Source organism: Methylobacterium sp. 391_Methyba4 (assembly GCF_029691625.1).
In the GTDB taxonomy this organism is placed as follows: Bacteria; Pseudomonadota; Alphaproteobacteria; order Rhizobiales; family Beijerinckiaceae; genus Methylobacterium; species Methylobacterium fujisawaense.
The window spans coordinates 221,722-239,787 of sequence record NZ_CP121475.1 but is presented as its reverse complement, the minus strand read 5'-3'; the positions used below and the strand labels follow the sequence as shown (position 1 = coordinate 239,787).

General features: G+C 69.5%; 15 protein-coding genes. 9 read left to right on the top strand and 6 right to left on the bottom strand.

The annotated features are described in order from the left end of the window. Window positions 1-4 precede the first annotated feature (4 nt). The 3 genes from P9K36_RS01270 to P9K36_RS01260 are packed head-to-tail and all read right to left on the bottom strand — an operon-like array spanning window position 5 to window position 2,375. Entirely contained in the window at window positions 5-961 is a 957-nt protein-coding gene (locus tag P9K36_RS01270) for an amino acid--[acyl-carrier-protein] ligase (protein WP_278306482.1), read from the bottom strand. Beyond that, entirely contained in the window at window positions 961-2,124 is a 1,164-nt protein-coding gene (locus P9K36_RS01265; protein ID WP_043755091.1) for an acyl-CoA dehydrogenase family protein, read from the bottom strand. The genes P9K36_RS01270 and P9K36_RS01265 overlap by 1 nt, the downstream gene beginning before the upstream one ends. Next, on the bottom strand, window positions 2,121-2,375 hold the full coding sequence (locus P9K36_RS01260; RefSeq protein ID WP_043353394.1) for an acyl carrier protein: 255 nt from the start codon (window positions 2,373-2,375) through the stop codon (window positions 2,121-2,123). The genes P9K36_RS01265 and P9K36_RS01260 overlap by 4 nt, the downstream gene beginning before the upstream one ends. A gap of 386 nt (window positions 2,376-2,761) precedes the next feature. On the opposite strand from P9K36_RS01260, the gene P9K36_RS01255 reads away from it, so the two are divergent. Beyond that, the gene (locus tag P9K36_RS01255) at window positions 2,762-3,850 is read left to right on the top strand and encodes an acyltransferase (protein WP_043755088.1); all 1,089 of its coding nucleotides are present in this window, start codon (window positions 2,762-2,764) and stop codon (window positions 3,848-3,850) included. Here the strand turns inward: P9K36_RS01255 and P9K36_RS01250 are convergent. Then, the gene (locus P9K36_RS01250; protein WP_148311211.1) at window positions 3,826-4,182 is read right to left on the bottom strand and encodes a hypothetical protein; all 357 of its coding nucleotides are present in this window, start codon (window positions 4,180-4,182) and stop codon (window positions 3,826-3,828) included. The two genes, P9K36_RS01255 and P9K36_RS01250, sit on opposite strands and share 25 nt — an antisense overlap. On the opposite strand from P9K36_RS01250, the gene P9K36_RS01245 reads away from it, so the two are divergent. The 8 genes from P9K36_RS01245 (at window position 4,162) to P9K36_RS01210 (ending at window position 15,381) form a co-directional block, all read left to right on the top strand. Then, window positions 4,162-5,331 carry a glycosyltransferase gene (locus P9K36_RS01245; RefSeq protein ID WP_043755085.1) on the top strand — a complete coding sequence of 390 codons (1,170 nt, stop codon included), beginning with the start codon at window positions 4,162-4,164 and terminating at the stop codon, window positions 5,329-5,331. The two genes, P9K36_RS01250 and P9K36_RS01245, sit on opposite strands and share 21 nt — an antisense overlap. Window positions 5,332-5,342: 11 nt before the next feature. Continuing rightward, on the top strand, window positions 5,343-7,538 hold the full coding sequence (locus P9K36_RS01240) for a polysaccharide biosynthesis tyrosine autokinase (RefSeq protein ID WP_043755083.1): 2,196 nt from the start codon (window positions 5,343-5,345) through the stop codon (window positions 7,536-7,538). Continuing rightward, a complete protein-coding gene (locus tag P9K36_RS01235; RefSeq protein WP_100793877.1) occupies window positions 7,535-8,761 on the top strand; it encodes a glycosyltransferase family 4 protein in 1,227 nt (408 codons plus the stop codon). The genes P9K36_RS01240 and P9K36_RS01235 overlap by 4 nt, the downstream gene beginning before the upstream one ends. 46 nt (window positions 8,762-8,807) lie before the next feature. Next, window positions 8,808-9,944, top strand: coding sequence for a glycosyltransferase family 1 protein (locus tag P9K36_RS01230; protein WP_043755079.1), 1,137 nt, complete (start codon window positions 8,808-8,810; stop codon window positions 9,942-9,944). Then, a complete protein-coding gene (locus P9K36_RS01225; RefSeq protein ID WP_278306481.1) occupies window positions 9,925-11,181 on the top strand; it encodes a glycosyltransferase family 4 protein in 1,257 nt (418 codons plus the stop codon). Before P9K36_RS01230 ends, P9K36_RS01225 begins: the two co-directional genes overlap by 20 nt. A gap of 110 nt (window positions 11,182-11,291) precedes the next feature. Next, entirely contained in the window at window positions 11,292-12,515 is a 1,224-nt protein-coding gene (locus tag P9K36_RS01220) for a glycosyltransferase family 4 protein (RefSeq protein ID WP_043760601.1), read from the top strand. Next, the gene (locus P9K36_RS01215; RefSeq protein WP_043382244.1) at window positions 12,512-14,023 is read left to right on the top strand and encodes a lipopolysaccharide biosynthesis protein; all 1,512 of its coding nucleotides are present in this window, start codon (window positions 12,512-12,514) and stop codon (window positions 14,021-14,023) included. The genes P9K36_RS01220 and P9K36_RS01215 overlap by 4 nt, the downstream gene beginning before the upstream one ends. Before the next feature lie 119 nt (window positions 14,024-14,142). Beyond that, window positions 14,143-15,381, top strand: coding sequence for a hypothetical protein (locus tag P9K36_RS01210; RefSeq protein ID WP_236961656.1), 1,239 nt, complete (start codon window positions 14,143-14,145; stop codon window positions 15,379-15,381). Between the two features lie 45 nt (window positions 15,382-15,426). On the opposite strand, the gene P9K36_RS01205 is transcribed toward P9K36_RS01210, so the two are convergent. Together P9K36_RS01205 and P9K36_RS01200 are read right to left on the bottom strand one after the other, a co-directional pair. After that, window positions 15,427-16,908 (bottom strand): aldehyde dehydrogenase, encoded by a 1,482-nt coding sequence (locus P9K36_RS01205; protein ID WP_043382250.1) that lies wholly within the window; start codon window positions 16,906-16,908, stop codon window positions 15,427-15,429. Window positions 16,909-16,977: 69 nt separating this feature from the next. After that, window positions 16,978-17,961: a GDP-mannose 4,6-dehydratase gene (locus P9K36_RS01200; protein ID WP_043755072.1), complete on the bottom strand. Its 984-nt coding sequence runs from the start codon at window positions 17,959-17,961 to the stop codon at window positions 16,978-16,980. Between the last annotated feature and the right edge of the window lie 105 nt (window positions 17,962-18,066).

The following is an 18,066-nucleotide window of genomic DNA, read 5'->3' as shown; positions in this document are numbered from 1 at the left end:
CGCCTCAACCCCACAGCTCGGCGCGGACGGCCTCAGGCCAGGCGGCGAGATCGAGCCCGTGGTGGCGCAACAGCGCCAGGGTGATCCGCTCCAGGCCGAAGCCGACGCAGGCCGTATGGGCGACCGTGCCATCCGCCTGATGCAGGTCCCAGGTGCTGCCGAAATGGTCCTGGTGATAGTTGAAGCTGAGACAGGCGGTCGGCTTGTCGACGCTGTTGACCGGGACGTTCAGTTCGAACTTGAGGCCCTGCGCCCGCTGGTTGTTGGCGAGCATCCGGCCGGCGCGCCCGAAAAACGGGTCGTTGGCCGCGTCGATGGCGAGCGGAAGACCGAGGTCGCGCATCATCGCCGTGCCGCGTTCGAGCCACGACTCGCGGAAGGCCAGAACCTGCTCGGGACTGCCCATGCGCACGTATTCGCGCATGCGGAAGAGCTGCATCCGGGTCGACTCCAGCGAGGGCTCGCGCCGGAAGCAATAGGATTGCAGGTCGAAGAGGCGGCCCGCGGCGGGCAGCGCCCCCCGGGCGGCAGCCACCGGATAGACCGGGTAGCAGGCCGCGGGCGTCAGGACGACGTCGGTGGCCTCCTGCTGGCCGGTCCAGTCGGTCCCGGCCTCCAGACAGGCAAGGATCTCGGCATGGCCGCGGGCGTCGCCGCAGAAGCTGTGGACGGTGCCGGCGAGGTTCGGGAACCCCTTGAGGTACCCGCTGCGCTCGAAGGCCGACCGGCTCATCGCGGGCGGGAAGCGCAGCACCTCGGCCCCCTCGGCGGCGCCGAGACGCGTGATCATCCGGTCGAGGGCGTCGACGACGCTCTCGAAGCCGCCGCTGCGGCCGTAGAGGCCGTCGACGCCGGTCCGGACCAGCAGCCCGTGGTCGAACAGGCGGTCGAGGAACGTCGGACCGCCGGCCGGCTCGTCCTCGGGGAGGACGTCGCCGGCGGGAGAGGAGATCGATTCCATCACGCACTCATGAGCTGGCCGCTGCCCTTCTGCACGAGCAGGAGCTTGGCGGTGTTGGCGAGGATGCGATCGTTGCCAATCATCAGCGGTGCGGAGAGGACGTCGCGCAGCGGCCGTCCCAGGCTGAAGGGCGTGTCGTTCCTGTATCCGGCGAGACCGACGATCGCGAGCGCACCCCGCACGATCTCGACCGCCATGTCGGAGACGGTGACCTTGAGGTTGTTCAGCATCACGCAGAAGCCGACGGAGCCGATCGTGTCGGCGTCCCCGTGCGCATCCTCGAAGCGGCGCAGGGCCGACACGATGGTGCCCCGCATGGCCTGGTGGGCGTTGGAGACCTCGGCCAGCCTCAGGGCCGTGGGCGGGACCTGTCCGGGCCGACGTCGGGCCTCGGCCTGCACGAAGGCGCGGGCGCGGTCCACCGCGTAGGTCGCGATCCCGTACCACACGCTGCTCCACAGCAGGTGCGACGAGGCCAGCATCGACTGGGCGGCGATCTCCGCGAAGGGCTTCGGCAGGATCTGCTCGACCGGGACGTTCCGGGCCTCCAGGCGGAAGCCGTCGCTGCACGTCCCGCGCATCCCGAGGGTGTCCCAATCCCCCGTGCGCACCAGGGAGATCTGATCGGCCATCAGCGCGACGAGGACCTGATCGGACGTCGCCGCGTCCGGATGGCGCCGGGCCGTGGCGAGGATCAGGTCGGCCCGGGCGCCGTAGGAGATCACCGACGCGTCCTTGCCGAGGGCGAAGACCTCACCGGTGGTCTCCACGGCGCAGAGGCTGTTGCGCAGGTCGCCGCCGATGCCGGCTTCGGTGGTCGAGGAGGCGACCAGCAATTGTTCGCGGGTGATCCGCTCCATCAGGCGGCCATGCCACGGGCTGTCGAGCCCATGGGTCACGAGGCTCGACACCTTGATGTGGTGCATCGCGAACACCATCGCGGCCGCGCTGCAGGCCTGGCCGAGCGTGCTGCACAGCTCGGCGATCTGGACGAGCCCAGCCCCCTCGCCGCCGAACTGCCCCGGGATCTGAAGACCGAGGAGGCGCTCGGCCTTCAGCGCCGCCACCGCCTCTTCGGGGAAGCGGCCTTCGCGATCGACGGCGTCGGCGTGACGCGCCGCCACCGCCGCCACCCGCTCGGCGCGCGCGGCAAACGTGCTCATGCGGCTTCCTGCTGGATCAGCGTGGAGACGGCCTCGCGAATCGCGCGGATGGACGAGAACGACTTGCGGTTCAGGAGTTCATCGGGAAACTCGATGTTGAAGCGCTCCTCCAGCGCCAACATCAGCTGCACCGAGCCGAACGAATCCAGCCCGCGATCGAACAGGCTGTCATCCTCGGAGAGCTGGTCGGCCTTGCCGGCGAAGGCTTCGTTCGATCCTAGGATCTCACGGATATCCTGAGCGATGTTCAAGGCGGAACTCCCTATTCCAGTCATAACGACGCTATTGAACGGATCGGCCCGCCGTCAAATTATCTATTGATTAATAGTAAATAGCCGTGCGCGTGTTGCGATACGGGGATGCGCGCGGCGTATCCAGGCAGCTCACGCGGCCCGAGCGCTATATTGACCGCCGCTACCTTTACGATCACTTTCCAGCTCTTTATTTCGCGACCGACTCTCCCGCCAATTCGCGGAATCAGCAACTTACACGCGTAAATGCGCGGCATGACGTCAATTCGGGATGAGGAGCCATTTAGGACGATTCGGGACTTGTCGTGACGTGGCGGGGCCATCGTGGCCATAAGGTTGCGGCTTCGCCTGTCCCGGGCGTAGCCCCAGGCATCAGCCGGCGCGCGATGATCGACAATCTTCAAATTCTGCGTGCCGTCGCGTCATACCTCGTCTTCCTCACGCATTACGGCCTGTATATCGGACCGGTTTTGCCGCGACCGGATCTCCTGGCCTTCGGCGCCTTCGGCGTGGACGTCTTCTTCGTCCTGTCCGGGTTCATCATGTTCGTGAGCACCAGCGGCCGCCGTGAGAGCCCCGGTGGGTTCCTGCTCCGCCGGGCGTCGCGCGTCGTCCCGGTCTACTGGCTCGTCACGATCGGCCTGGCGCTCATCGCGCTGACCGGCCTGAAGCCTATCGGGATCATGGAGGTCCGGCCGGACTACCTCATCCAGTCGTTGCTGTTCCTGCCGTTTTCCCGCGGAGGCTTCATCGAGCCTCTGAATTCCGTCGGCTGGACGCTCAACTACGAAATGTTTTTTTACGTGATCTTCGCGGGCCTGCTGCTGGTGCCGAAGCCCGCCGTCCGGGCGCTGGGCGCGGCCGCAATCTTCCTCGCGTTGATCCTGCTCGGACTTCTGCCCGCCTCGGGCCTGTACTGGGCCTACTACACGAAGCCGATCATCATCGAGTTCGCCGCCGGCATCGGCCTGGGCTACGCCTATCTGCGCCTCGGCATCCCGCCCGCGGGCTTCCCGGTCAGGCGCTTGGCCTGTGCCGCCCTGTCCGCGGCGGCGCTGCTCGTCCTCGGCGGCCAGATCGCCACCACGCTGCTCGACGCCAGCCCCGAATTGTCTGGATTCGCCCGGCCGCTGGTCTGGGGCTCCGCGGCGGTCCTCGTCGTCGGCGCGATGCTGCTTCTGGAGCAGGGCGGCGTCGCGCTGAAATCGCGCTGGCTGCTCTCGCAAGGCAATGCCAGCTACTCGTTCTACCTGGTCCACAACCTGCTGCTTCACAGCGCCGCCAAGCTCGCAGCGCTCCTCGTCGCCCCCGGATACGCGCGTGCCGCTCTCATCTTCGCCATCGCGTTTCCGGCCTCTGTGGCCGCGGGTGAGGTGCTGTTCCGATATGTCGAGACCCCTCTGATCGCCGGCCTGCGACACCGGCTCCATCGACGGACGCGTCCTGCCTCTCAGCCGACGCCGATCGCCTCGTAGCCTGCGCCACGCAGGATCTCCGCGGCGCAGGCCGCGACCGGCTTGCGCTGCCAGTGCATAGACCGAAGCCACGCGCTGACCGTGCAGAGAATGCCGATAATTAACGTTACTAATTCATAAAAATTAAGTTTACACTCGGTATTACACATCTGAACAGGGCCTATTTCCAACTGTTGTCGAGGCGGTGACCCCTTTTTTAGGGCCGATGTCTCCATTACTCTTTCCAGCGCGCCTTTGCTCGCTGTCACAGGCGGGGGCGGCAGGACAGTATTGATTGGTCCCGCGTCTGGCGTGCCGACGAGGAAGCTGTGATGCGTGTCGCGATTGTTCACGACTGGTTGTATATCGTCGGTGGCGCCGAGCGTGTCCTCGAGCAGCTGCTGCGGATCTATCCCGACGCGGATGTCTTCGCGCTCTTCGATTTCCTGTCCGAAGAGGATCGGGAGCGGCTGGGCTACACGCAGGCGCGGACAAGTTTCATCCAGCGCATGCCCTTCGCGCGGACGCGGCACCGCAACTACCTGCCCCTGATGCCGCTCGCGATCGAACAGTTCGACCTCTCGGCCTACGATCTCGTCATCTCCAGCAGCTACGCGGTGGCCAAGGGCGTCCTGACCGGACCCGACCAGCTGCACGTCTCCTACATTCACTCGCCCATGCGCTACGCCTGGGACATGCAGCATACCTACCTGAGGGAGAGCGGCTGCGACGCCGGGATGAAGAGCCTGCTCGCCCGGCTCATCCTGCACCGGATGCGGGTCTGGGACTTCCGCACCGCGGCCGGACCCAACGCGATCGTGGCCAATTCCGCCTTCGTCGCCCGGCGCATCCACAAGGTATACGGCCGCACCGCCGAGGTCATCCACCCGCCCATCAATCTGCCGAGCCAGCGCTACGACGGGCCGCGCGGCAACCACTTCCTCGTGGCCAGCCGGCTCGTCCCCTACAAGAACGTCGAGGCCGTGATCCGCGCCTTCGCCCTGCTTCCCGATCTCGAACTCGTGGTGGCGGGCACCGGGCCGGATGCGGCACGGCTGCGGGAGATCGCCGGGCCCAACGTGTCGTTCTCCGGCTTCGTCTCCGACGGTGAATTGCGGCGCCTCATGGCCACGGCCCGGGCCTTCATTTTCGCGGCCGAGGAGGATTTTGGGATCATCGTGGTCGAGGCCACGTCGGAGGGCACGCCGGTCCTCGCGCTGGGCCGCGGCGGCGCCCGCGAGACGGTTCAGGTCCGCGGCCCGCAGCGCACCGGGATGTTCTTCGACACGCCGGAGCCGCAGGCCATCGCCGATTGCGTGGGCCGGTTCCTGCAGCAGGAAAGCCTGTTCACCCGAGAGGCCTGCTGGGCGCAGGCCGAGATGTTCTCGGCCGAGCTGTTCCGAAGCCGCTTCGCGAGCTTCGTCGGTCAGCAGATGGCTCTCCATCAAGCCGCCTGCGAGACGCGCCCGCGGATCCTGCCGCGGCTCGAAGCCGTCGGCTGAGGACGCGCCGCATGTCCTTCCTGACTGTCGATCTGGCCGACCGGGCGCCTGTCCGCGCCCTCCCCCAGGAGCCGGTGCGCGGCGGCCCGCTGGCCGCCGCCCTCTCCCGGATCTGGCATCGCCGCTACCTGTTCGCAGCGGTGTTCGTCGGGATCCTCGGCCTCGCCGTAACCGCCCTGCTGATGATTCAGCCGCAATACGTGGCGAGCGGCTCGGTGATCGTCGCCGAAGCGGAGCCCGGGGCGAACAACGCCTCCATGGCCTGGATCCAGAAGATCGGCGATCCGGCCGATATCGAGAGCCAGATCCTGGTGATACGCTCGCCCCGGCTGCTGCGTCTCGCGATCGACGACGGCCTGATCGCGGCCGTCATGGCCGAGTGCCGCTCTGCGGCGACCCGCGGGCATCCCGACGAGATCAGCGCCAAGAAGGAAGCGGCCTGTACGAAGCTCACGACGGATCGCAACGCCCTCGTGGAGTATCTTCAGAAACGCTACACGGTCCTGAGTTCGGGCCGCTCGCGCATTATCACCATCGGTTACAAGTCGCCGCTGCCCGAGACGGCGCAGACGATGGCCAACGGCCTGATCAACGCCTTCCTGGAGGATCAGCGCGAGACGCAGGCCTCGAGCCGGAAGGCGGCCGCCGACTGGCTGCATGCCGAGATCAGCCAGCTCGATGCATCGATCCGCGCGGACGAGACCCGGATCCAGACCTTCCGCCGTCGCAAGGGCCTGCTGAAGGGCTCGACGGCCCCGATCAGCGCCGAGCGACTGACCAGCATCAGCCAGCAGCTTGCCGCTGCGGAGACGGCCAAGGCGGATGCCGCCGCGCGTCTCAGCGAGATCGAGAACAAGGGCGCTCGCGGCGCCGACAGTGCCCCGGCGGTGCTGGCCAGTCAGACCGTCGTATCCCTGAAGCAGCAACTCAGCGGCGTCAGCGCGCAGCTCGCCAACCAGAGCACGCTGCTCGGGGCGAACCACCCGGTCATCCGGGCGCTCGAGACCGAGCAGGCGAGCCTGCGCACGCGGATCGAGCAGGAGGTCGGCAACGTCGCGAAGGGCTTGCGCAAGTCCTACGAGGCGTCGAACGCCCTCGCCAAGTCGCTGCGCGCCCAGCTCGAAACCGCCAAGACCGACGCCGCCGCCGCCATGGACGACGAGGCCTCGATCGAGGGCATGGTCCGCAACGCGGAGATCAAGCGCACCCGCTACGCCGATCTGGTGAAGCGGGCGGGCGAGCTGGAGACCGAGCGGCGCATCCTCACCGGCAGCACGCGCCTGGTCAGCCTCGCCGAGCTGCCGCAGGAGCCGTTCTCGCCGAAGGCCGTGCCGTTCCTGGCGGGCGGCTTCGTGCTCGCGGGCGTCCTCGCCGCCGCTGCCGCGCTGCTGCGCGACTATACCGACCGACGGGTGCGCAGCTCCGCGCAGCTCATGGCCGGCACCGGCGCCCCGGTCTTCGCGCAGCTGCCCAGCCTGGAGCCAGCCGGGCTGGTCGGACGCTTCTCCGAGCGTCAGCGGGCGCTCGAACTCCCGGAGGCCCTGGCGCGGGCGCGGGTCGATCCGGTGATGCAGAACGTCCTGCGCAACCTGCACGCCCATCTCGTCCTGGCAGGCTCCGGCAAGTCCCGCGTCATCCTGGTGACCTCGGCGAAGCCGCGCGAGGGCAAGTCGTTCACGGCCTTCGCGCTGGCCGGGATCGGCGCCGCCGGCGGGCGACGGGTCCTCGTCGTCGAGTGCGACCTGCGGCGCCCGAATTTCGAGGCGTCGCTCGGGCTCGGCCGCGGGCCGGGCCTCGGCGGCGTGCTCCGCGGCGAGATCGACCCGGCCGAGGCCGTGGTCCCGGCCGGGCGCTTCGACGTCATCCCGGCGGGGACGCCGACGGCCGACTCAACCGAGCTTCTGATGAGCGACCGGATGGCGGGCTTTCTCGACTGGAGCCGCCGCTACGACCTCGTCCTTCTCGATACGCCGCCCACCAGCCTCCTGATGGACGCGCCGACGCTCGCCCGCCACGTCGACGGCGTGCTCTGCTGCGCCCGCTACGGCCGCTCGCAGCTCTCCGACACCGTCGAAACCGTGGCGAACCTGCGCCGCGCCGGCGGACACGTGCTCGGAATCGCGATGACGATGGTCCGGCCGGGCACCCAACCGACCTACGATGTGATGCCGCTGCCCGATCCACGCACGGCCGCGGGCGCCCGATGACAGACGTCCTTCCCGCCGCGACGCTTCCGGAGCGTGGCTCCGTCGACCGGGTTTTGGCCGCCCGGTCCGGGATCGCCGCGCGTCCCAGCGTTCTGTTCGTCAGCCACACCGGCACGATGTCGGGAGCGGAACTGGTGCTCCGCGACGCCGTCCAGCCATGGGCGGGTTCGACCGCCTTCCTGTTCGAGGACGGCGCCCTCACCGACGCCCTGCGCGGGCAGGGTCTGGAGATCCGTCTTGCACGGCGTCGGACCTCCCTGGCGGCTCTCCGGCGGGATGCCTCGCCCCTGAGCGCCCTGCCGGTGCTAGGCCGGCTCGGCGCCCTGGTCCTGGAGATCGCGCGGGCGGCGCGCGCCTGCGACGTCGTCTACGCGAATTCGCAGAAAGCTTTCCTGCTGTCCGCCTTCGCCGCGCGTTGCGTCGGACGGCCCCTGGTCTGGCACCTGCACGACATCCTCGACAGCGCGCATTTCGGGCGGGCCCAGCGCATCGCCCAGGTGAGCCTCGCCAATCTCTGCGCGACCCGGGTGATCGTGCCGTCCGAAGCCGCAGCGCGGGCCTTCGTTCAGGGCGGGGGACGCCGATCCCTGATCCGTATCGTGCCGAACGGCCTCGACCTCGACCGCGACCCCCGGCCCGCCGCGGCGCTGCGCGCGGCACTCGGCCTGCCGGCGGGTCCGCTCGTGGGCGTGTTCAGCCGCATCGCGCCCTGGAAGGGACAGGACGTGCTGATCGAGGCGCTCGCGCGCCTGCCCGGACTCCACTGCATCGTGGTGGGGGCGCCGCTCTTCGGCGAGAATGCCTACGCGGCGCATCTGATGGACCTTGTGGCCAAGTACCGGCTGTCGGACCGGATCACGTTCCTCGGCCAGCGCGACGACGTCCCCCGACTGATGCAGGCGGTCGACGTGGTCGTGCACCCCTCGGTCGATCCGGAACCGTTCGGCCGCACCCTCGTCGAGGCGATGCGCGTCGGCGTGCCGGTGGTCGCCACGGATGCGGGTGCCTCTGCGGAGATTCTCGACGGCGGCGCGGCCGGAACGCTGGTGCCGCCACGGCGACCGGACCGTTTGGCGGCCGCCCTGTCGGAGCTGCTCGACAATCCGGAAGCCTTCGCGACGCGAACCGGTCTCGCCCGGGAACGGGCACTGTCCCGCTACGGAGCGGACCGGATGCAGCGCGCGCTCGCCGACATCATCCTCCAGGTCGCCGGCCGCGCCTGACAGGCCGGCAATCCCTGCCCTCTCGCCCGGAGCCGTCAGAACCGCAATGCCGCGCGTCCTCGTCAACATGCCGAGCCAGCATGCCGGTCGGCCGTCGGGCGTCGCGCTCGTCGCCTTCCGGGTGATCGCCGGCCTGATCGCGCGCGGCACCTTCACGGTGGTGCTCCGCTCTCCCTGGCGCCGCGACCAGCTGCCGGCGGCGATCCGCGACCGCGTCGAGGTCGTGACGGTGCCGCGGCCGCGGATCATGCTGCTCGACGTCCTGCGCCAGAGCCTCGCCGTCCCGCGGCTGTGCCGGGCCCTGGACATCGACGTGGTGCTGAACGCCGACCCCTACGGTGCGGCCTTCGGCGGTCGCGCGCGGGTGAGCGTCGTGCACGATCTCTATTTCCGCACGCTGCCCGAGCGCATCCGCTCCCGCGAGGCCCTGACCACCGATCCGATCTTCCGGCTGGTGCTGGGCAACAGCGCACGGGTGATCACCGTGTCCGAGGCGACCCGGCGCGATCTGGAGCACCATTATCCCCGGCTTCGCGGACGGGCGCAGACCGTGCCCTCCGCGGCGATGCTGGATCCCACGCGCGACGGGCCCCGGGCCGGACTCCCGGCCGGGCCCTTCGTGCTGGCGGTCGGCAACGCCCTGTACAACAAGAACTTCGCGACCCTTGCCCGCGCCGTGGTCGGGCTCGGCCGGCCGGGGATCGGGATCGTGCACGTGGGCGAGGATCCCGACGAGGCGATCGCCGCCGCGCTCGGCGGTGCCCCGGTGCCGCTGACGCGTCTGTCGCGGATCGACGACGACCAGCTGGCAGGCCTCTACCGCGCGGCCTTGTGCCTGTGTGTCCCGTCCTTCGCCGAGGGGTTCTGCCTGCCCGTGCTGGAGGCGCAGGCCCTCGACTGCCCGGTTCTCTGCTCGGACCGCTCCGCGACGCCCGAGATCGCCGGAGCCGGTGCCCTGACCTTCGATCCCGCCGACGCTGCGGCGCTGACCACGGGCCTGCGCCGCCTGCTCGACGAACCAGGGCTCCGGGCCACGCTGATCGCGCGCGGCCGCGACAATGTCCGTCGCTACGACTGGGCCGAAACCGCCCGCCGCTATGAGGGCCTGCTGCTCGACGCGCTCCGGGACGGCGCTCCGGCGCGCCCCGCTCGGGAGGTGCCGCATGCGCATCCTGCACCTTAGCTCGCTCTATCCGCCCGAGCAGGTCGGGGGCGCCGAACTGATGGTCGAGACACTCGCCCGCACCCAGGCGGGCCTCGGCCATGACGTTGCCGTCGTCTGCGCGGCACGGGCGCAGGGCGAGCCGGTCCTTCAGGACGGCGTCACCGTCTATCGGACCGGCCACGGAACGCCCTTCCACATCCTCGACTGGCCTGAACGCGGGCGGCTCGACCGCCTCCGCTACAAGCTCGCCGCGCAGTGGAACCGACCCACGCTCGACCGGATGGCGGCGGCGGTCCGGAATTTCGAACCCGATCTCGTGAATACGCACTCGATCTCCGAGCTGCCGCCGGCGCTCTGGCCGATGCTCCGGCAGCTCGGACTGCCGATCGTGCACACGCTCCACGACTTCACCAGTCTCTGCACTAACGGGGCGATGGTGCGGGACGGCCGGCCTTGTGACGGTCAGCATCTCAAATGCCGCCTCTACGGTGGGATCCACCGGCGCTGTCAGCGCGCCGTGACGGCTCTGGCCGCCGTGGGCTCAGACATCCTCGAGCGCCATCTCGATGCCGGTTTCTTCAACGACGTGCCGCCGGCGCTGCGACGGGTGATCTGGAATCCGATCCCGCCCGGCCTGGCGCCGGCACGGCGTCCGCGGGTTCCGGGGGCGCCGGTTCGGTTCGGCTATCTGGGTCGGATCGAGGCCGCCAAAGGCTTCGACACGCTCCTCGAAGCCTGCCGGAGCCTGCCGAGGGCAGGCTGGAGCCTCTCCGTTGCCGGCCGCGCCGTGGACGGGCTCGACCGCTACCGCGCCCGGGCCGAGGGCCTGCCCGCGACCATCCTGGGCTACGCGGAGCGCGACGCCTTCCTGGATGGCATCGACTGCCTCGTCGTCCCCCCGATCTGGCCCGAACCCTTCGGCCGGACGGTGGCGGAAGCCTACGGGCGCGGCGTCCCGGTGATCGGAACCGCCAGCGGCGGCATCGGCGAGCAGGTCGGACCGGGGCCGTGGCTGGTGCCACCGGGCGATGCCCCGGCACTCGCCGCCGCGATGGCCCGGATCGTCGCGGAGCCCGCCCGCCTCGCAGAGGGGCTCGCCCGCGCCGCCCGCATCCGCGCCGGCACCGACCCGGTCGTCGTCGCGGCCGCCTATCTCGCCCTCTACGCCGCGACCCGCGACGCGGCCCGCCCCGAACTGCCTCTCGAGCTTTCCGCGCACGCGGAGCGCCCGCACCTCAACGAGTGCCGTCCATGATCACCCCGACCCTGTCCTCGACCTATGTCCGGATCCTCACCGAGGAGCCGCGCTCCCAGGGCCAGGACCGGCCGAGCGATCAGGGCGCCGCACGCGCGGTGACCGGCCCCTTGCGGATCCTGCACCTCAGTGCCCTCTATCCGCCCTACATCGTGGGCGGCGCCGAGCGCTCGGTGGAGCACCTCGCCGAGGAACTGGTCGCCGCCGGCCACACGGTGGCAGCGGCCTGCATTGCCCGGGACCCGGAGCCCAAGAGCGTGCGCGGCGGCGTCACCGTCTACCGCATGGCGCACCACAACGATTTCTGGCTGGAGGACTGGCCCAAGGCGACCCGGTTCGGCCGCGCCTGGGCCAAGCTCAAGCAGCAATGGAATTTCGCCGTCGCGGCCGAGTTCGGCCGCGTCCTCGACGATTTCCGGCCCGACATCGTCAACACGCACTCGCTGCTCGACGTCTCGACCCTGGTCTGGCGCGAGGCGGCCAAGCGCGGGATCCCGATCGTCCACACGGTCTGCGAGTACGACCTGATCTGCGGCAACGCCGCCATGTTCCGGGACGGCAAGCCGTGCGACCGCTGGCATCTGGGATGCAAGGTCGTGAACGCCGCCAAGCAGATCACCAACCGGTCTGTGGACGCGGTCGTCTCCGTCGGCACCGAGATCCTCAAGACCCATGTCGATCACGGCCTGTTCGCGCATCTCGCGCCCGAGCGGCGCCGGGTGATCTTCTATTCCTGCACGGTCCCGGAGGGGGATCCCGCGGCGCGGCGGCAGATCGACCGGACCGACCGGCCGATGACCTTTGGCTATCTCGGTCGGATCAACACCGAGAAGGGGGTCGGCACGATGATCGACGCCTTCCGCCGGATCGGCCCCGGCGACTGGCGCTGCCTCGTCGCCGGCCAGGCGATGGACGACTCCATCGCGCGTTTCACCGCGCAGGCCGAGGGCCTCCCCATCGAGTTCGTCGGATGGGCCAAGCCCGCCGACTTCCTCAGCGCCATCGACGTGCTCATCGTGCCCTCGTTCTGGGCCGAGCCTTCGCCGCGGACGATCTACGAGGCCTATACGATGGGCGTTCCGGTGATCGGCGCGGCCTCGGGCGGGATCCCCGAGCTGGTCGGTGAGGACAACGCCGAATGGCTGTTCACGCCGGGCGACGATGCCGATCTCGCGGCGCGGCTACGAAGCGTGATCGCCCGGGGGCGCAAAGACCTCCCGGACGAGCGCGCCTTCCAGCACGTGATCCGCGAGTCGACGTCCGAGCGCGTCGCCGAGAAGTATCTCGACCTCTATGCCGAACTCGTCGCCGAGCGCCGGGCAACCCGCCCGTGAGCGCCGCCGCGCCGGTGCTTTCGGAAGCCGCCGCTGCAGAAGAGGAGCCTGGGCTCGCCTCCGGCGCGGAGGTGACGCGCCGCTCGTTCGACGCCGCGCGCTGGGTGGCGGTCGCGTCCGTCGGCAACGTCGTCCTGAGCTTCGGGGTGTTCCTCGTGCTCGCCCGGCTGATCGGACCCGCTGAGTTCGGGATGGTGGCGATCGCCGCCGTCTTCATCGACATCCTGCAGATCGTCGCCCGCTGCGGCCTGCCCGACGCGGTCGTCCAGCGGGCAGACCTCGACGAGGACTTCGCCGCCACCGCCTTCTGGGTCATGCTCGCCACCGGCGCCCTCTGTGCCGTGGGGCTGGTCGCATTGTCCGGGCCGATCGCCTGGATCTTCGACCTTCCGGCGCTGCAACCGGTCCTGTGCGCGCTGTCCGCCTGTTTCGTCATCACGGCCGCGGGCGCGATCCACGAGGCGCGGCTCCAGCGAAGCTTCGGCTTCCGCAAGCTCGCCCTGCGGGCGCTGGGCGCCAACATCTTCGGTGGCGCCGTCGCCCTCGTGCTGGCCCTCGACGGCTACGGTGTCTGGAGCCTCGTGGTTCAGCGCCTCGTCGCCGCGACGGCGACCACGCTCCTCACCTGGGTCGCGGCCCGCTGGATTCCGCCGCTGCGGCTGCACTTTGCCTCCGTGCGCGAGCAGATCGCGTTCGGCTCGCGGCTGTTCTGCACCTACCTGCTGCTCGTCGCCTCGATCCGGAGCCAGGAGGTGATCGCCGCCTATTTCCTGTCCGCGGCCGATGTTGGCTACCTGCGCCTCGCGTGGCGCTGCATCGACCTCGTGAGCCAAGTGGCGGTCATCCCGCTGACCACGGTCGGATTGACCACCTACGCGCGCCTGCAGGATCGGCCGGGCGAGCTGGCGACGGCCTTCTATGGCTTCACCGAGGCCTCGTCCTTCCTGGCGGTGCCCGCCTTCTTCGGCATGGCGGCCGTGGCCCCGACCCTCATCCCCTTCCTGTTCGGCGATCAGTGGCACGACGCGGCGCCGGTGCTCCGGATGCTGGCGTTCCTGGCCCCCGAATTCGTCGCCACCTCGATGCTGTGGATGATCTTCACGGCGCTGGGGCGGAACGGCATGGCCCTGCGGCTCGCGGGCGCGCAGTTCGGCCTCGGCGCCGTGGCGGCCGTCGTGACCGCGCCCTTCGGCCTCGCCGCCCTCGTCGCCGGGCACGTGGTCCGGGCCTACCTGTTCTCGCCCGCGATCGTCGCCAGTGCCGGGCGCATCGTCCCGGTGACGAATGGGCGCCTCGTCCGGATCCTGACGCCGATCACGCTCTGTGCCGGCGCGATGGCCGGGCTCGTGCTGCTCGTCCAGAGCCCGCTCGACGCCGCCCTCGGGGATCGGGTCGGCCTCTTCGCGGCAATCGGCACCGGGATCGTGGCCTATCTGGGTCTCGCCTGGTTCCTCATGCGGGACACGCTCCGCACGGCGCTCGGCTTCTTCCTGCGTCGCGCCGCCTGATCTGCACCCTCCGCCAACCTTTCTGGGCGACATTGTCCGCCGAAGGTCGCGGCCGGCGGAGACGGTTCATCGGCGGCGGGTGCGCGTTCAGACGGTGCGGGACCATGACGGGACAGGCGGTGCCCATCGGAACAGGTGCGCCGGCCGCGTCCCTGCTGGCGGATCGCGTCGCGGTGTTCCTGCTCGGCGCGGCCCTGAACTTCAACGTGTTGACCTCGACTTTCGGGCTGCCGTTTCAGCGCCTGTCCGACCTTCTCCCGTTTTTGCTCATCCCCTGGCTCGGGCTGCGCCGCGCCGTCATCGCGGAAGCTTTACGTCAGGCCGCGCCGCTCGCCGGCATCCTGGCGCTCGTCGCGGCCTCGCTGGTGCTGAAGGCGCACAAGCAGGCCGGCGACGTCTACCTGACCCTCGTCCTCCTGCTCTACGTGGTCCAGGCGTTCATCCTGCTGGTCATGTTCCGCGACCGGCGCGTCGAGGACGCGTTCTGCGTCGGCCTGCTCGCCGGCCTGCTCGCCTCCCTCGCCGTGCTGCTACTCGCCGCTTCGGGCCTGCAGCTCGAAAAGTTCGGGCTCGCGGTCCCCACGGACGGGCTCGACGAGGAATTGAAGCTGTTCGTGCAGGACAAGCAGGGTGGCCTCTGGGCCTCGGGAAACGAGACCGGCCATGTCTTCGCCCTGGGCGGGACGGCGGCCCTGGTGCTCAGCCTGCGCTATCGCCTGAAGGCGATCTATCTCGCCTATTTCGCGGCCCTGCTGGCGAGCTTCCCCTTCACCAACAACCGCGCCGGCCTGTTCATGCCGCTGCTGTTCCTCGGCCTGCTGATGCGGCGGAACCTCAAGGCGCCCGCCGTGCTGGCCGTGTTCGGTGTGCTCGGTCTTCTGCTCGTGGCCTGGGCGGTGACGGGGGAGATCCCTCTGCCGGGAACCCTGTCCCAGGCGATCGAGCGGCGCTTTGCCGAGGATCGCAACGTCACGGGCAATTTTGACGAGCGGTTCCTGTCGGGCGTGACCGCGCTCCAGCTCGTCGTTGAATACCCGTTCGGCGTCGGCGAGGTCGCCAGGCGGGAGGAACTTCAGGCGCTGACCGGCCTCGTGACGCCGCATAACGGCTTCGTCTCGCTGGCGCTTCAGAGCGGCATCGCGGTGGCGCTGCTGCTCCTCTCCGGTCTGGGCCGGATCCTGCTGGCGCCCGCCGCCTTCGGGCCATTCCTGACCTACAGCGCCCTGTTCCTCATCCCGTCGCTGATGTTCGAGGAGCTGTCGGTCAACCAGTATTTCCTCTTCTTCATGGGCTTCATCCTGGCATCCCTCGCCCTGCCGCCCGACCGCGCGGCATCCGCGACCGGCCAGCGACCCTGAGGGCCGGCCGCGCCGCCGCGATCTGCAACGGCGCGGCCGCTGCCATCACCGCATGACGAAGGGGTTCTCCGGCGCGTCGCGGCTGGTCGAGATCCAGACGCTCTTGGTCTCCAGGAACTCGCGGATCGACTCGATGCCGCTCTCGCGGCCGATGCCGGAGCGCTTCATGCCGCCGAACGGCATCATGTAGCTCACCGCCCGGTAGGTGTTCACCCAGACGGTGCCGGCCCGCAGCCCCTTCGACATCCGCATCGCGCGGCCGATATCCTGCGTCCAAACGCCGGCGGCGAGCCCGTAGATCACGTCGTTGCCGAGCCGGAGCGCCTCGGCCTCGTCCTCGAAGCCGATGATCGACAGGACCGGGCCGAACACCTCCTCCTGGGCGATACGCATGTCGTTGGTGACGCCGGTGAAAATCGTCGGCTCCACGAACTGGCCGCCGAGCACGCCGGGACCGGAGGCGGGATTGCCGCCGAAGACGCAGCGGGCCCCCTCGCTCTTGGCCAGCGCAATGTAGTCGAGCACCTTCGTGTATTGCGGCGGCGTGGTGATCGGCCCGATATTGGTGTCCGCCTGCATCGGGTCGCCGAGCTTGGCGGTGCGGGCGAGTTCGATCAGTCGGTCGGTGAATTCCTGGCGGATGCTGTTCTGAACCAGCAGGCGCGAGCCGGCGATGCAGGTCTGCCCGGTGGCCGCGAAGATGCCCGAGATCGCGCCCGCGGCGGCGGCCTTCAGGTCGGCATCGGCGAAGACGATGTTGGGCGACTTGCCGCCGAGTTCCAGGGAGACGCGCTTGATCTGGCGCGCGGCCGCTTCGTAGACCTTCGCGCCGGTCGCGTCAGAGCCCGTGAAGGTGATCTTGGCAACGTCCGGATGCTCGACGATCGCGCTGCCGGCCTCGCCGCCGAAGCCGGTGATGACGTTGAACATCCCGTCGGGCAGCCCCGCCTCCTTGGTGAGCCGGGCGAATTCCAGCGTGCTGGCTGAGGCGAACTCGGAGGGCTTCACCACGACCGCGCAGCCGGCCGCGAGCGCGGGCGCACATTTCCAGGCCACGAACAAGAGCGGCGAGTTCCACGCCGTCAGCGCCCCGACCACGCCCACCGGCTCGTGCCGGGTGAACGCGAAGGTCTCGGGCTTGTCGATCGGCACCTGGGCGCCCTCGACCTTGTCGGCAAGCCCCGCATAGTACCACCACCATTCCGGCTGGTAGCGGGTCTGGCCGTACATCTCGGCGAACAGCTTGCCGTTGTCGCGGACCTCGACCTCGGCGAGAGCTTTCGCTTCGCGCTCCACGAGGTCGCCGATCCGGCGCAGCACCTTGCCGCGCGCGGTGGCCGTCATGGTGGCCCAGGGGCCCTCCCACATGGCGCGCTTGGCGGCGGCCACCGCCCGGTCGACATCGGCCCGCCCGGCACGTGGGATCCGGGCCCAGGGCTCACCGCGATAGGGATCGATGGACTCGAACCACGAGCCCTCGACCGGATCGACGAATTGCCCGTCGATGTAGAGCTGGTAGGTCTTCACGGCGCGCTCCTCCGACTGCGGATGCGCGCCATATGGATCCGGGGCCCGCCTCCGGCGAGCCCGGCCGTCTCAGGCGTTGGCGCTGAGGCGCTTGATGTCGGCGTCGACCATCTCGGTGATCAGGGCCTCCAGGCTGGTCTCGGCCTCCCAGCCGAAGGTCGCCTTCGCCTTGGCGGGGTTGCCGAGCAACACCTCCACCTCCGCGGGCCGGAACAGGGCCGGGTCGATGACGAGGTGGTCGTCCATGGTCAGGCCGACATGCTTGAACGCGATCGCGCACATGTCCCGCACAGTCGTGGTCCGGCCGGTGGCGATCACGTAATCGTCCGGGCGGTCCTGCTGCAGCATCAGCCACATCGCCTGCACGTAGTCGCGGGCGTGGCCCCAGTCGCGCTTGGCGTCGATGTTGCCGAGCCGCAGCTCCTTCTGCGTGCCGAGCTTGATCCGCGCCACCGCGTCCGTGACCTTGCGGGTCACGAACTCGACCCCGCGCAGCGGGCTCTCGTGGTTGAACAGGATCCCGTTCGACGCGTGCAGCCCGAAGCTCTCCCGGTAGTTGATGGTCATCCAGTGGGCGTAGAGCTTGGCCACACCGTAGGGCGAGCGCGGGTAGAACGGCGTCGACTCGCTCTGCTTGGCCTCCTGGATCAGGCCGAACATCTCCGAGGTCGAGGCCTGGTAGTAGCGCGCCTGGGGGGCGACCGAGCGCAGGCATTCCAGCATGTGCGCGGCGCCGAGGCCGGTCACCTGCCCGGTGAGAAGCGGCTGCTGCCACGACGAGGTCACGAAGGACTGGGCGGCGAGGTTGTAGATCTCGTCGGGCTTGGAAGCCTGGACGATGCGCATCAGCGCCGAGAGGTCGAGCAGGTTGCCGTCGACCAGCTCGACATCGTCGAGGATGCCGAGCCACTTCAACCGGTGGTCGAACACGCCGGCATGACTGGAACGCCGCACGATGCCGGTGACGGCGTAGCCCTTCTGCAGCAGCAGCTGCGCCAGATAGGCGCCGTCCTGGCCCGTCACACCCGTGATCAGCGCTCGCTTGGCCGTCATGAACCCGTCCCGTCCCGAAGATGCCCGGCTGCTACGACCGCAACGGGCCGCGCGTCAAGGCGAGGTGTCGACATCAGTATTGTGCCAGGCGAGCGGGGCCGGACT

Bases quoted from the DNA above. Each gene is read 5' to 3' on its own strand.
- P9K36_RS01245 (WP_043755085.1), top strand. From the start codon at position 4,162: ATGCGTGTCGCGATTGTTCACGACTGGTTGTATATCGTCGGTGGCGCC.
- P9K36_RS01265 (WP_043755091.1), bottom strand. From the start codon at position 2,124: ATGAGCACGTTTGCCGCGCGCGCCGAGCGGGTGGCGGCGGTGGCGGCG.
- P9K36_RS01230 (WP_043755079.1), top strand. From the start codon at position 8,808: ATGCCGCGCGTCCTCGTCAACATGCCGAGCCAGCATGCCGGTCGGCCG.
- P9K36_RS01270 (WP_278306482.1), bottom strand. From the start codon at position 961: ATGGAATCGATCTCCTCTCCCGCCGGCGACGTCCTCCCCGAGGACGAG.
- P9K36_RS01235 (WP_100793877.1), top strand. From the start codon at position 7,535: ATGACAGACGTCCTTCCCGCCGCGACGCTTCCGGAGCGTGGCTCCGTC.
- P9K36_RS01240 (WP_043755083.1), top strand. From the start codon at position 5,343: ATGTCCTTCCTGACTGTCGATCTGGCCGACCGGGCGCCTGTCCGCGCC.
- P9K36_RS01255 (WP_043755088.1), top strand. From the start codon at position 2,762: ATGATCGACAATCTTCAAATTCTGCGTGCCGTCGCGTCATACCTCGTC.
- P9K36_RS01225 (WP_278306481.1), top strand. From the start codon at position 9,925: ATGCGCATCCTGCACCTTAGCTCGCTCTATCCGCCCGAGCAGGTCGGG.
- P9K36_RS01200 (WP_043755072.1), bottom strand. From the start codon at position 17,961: ATGACGGCCAAGCGAGCGCTGATCACGGGTGTGACGGGCCAGGACGGC.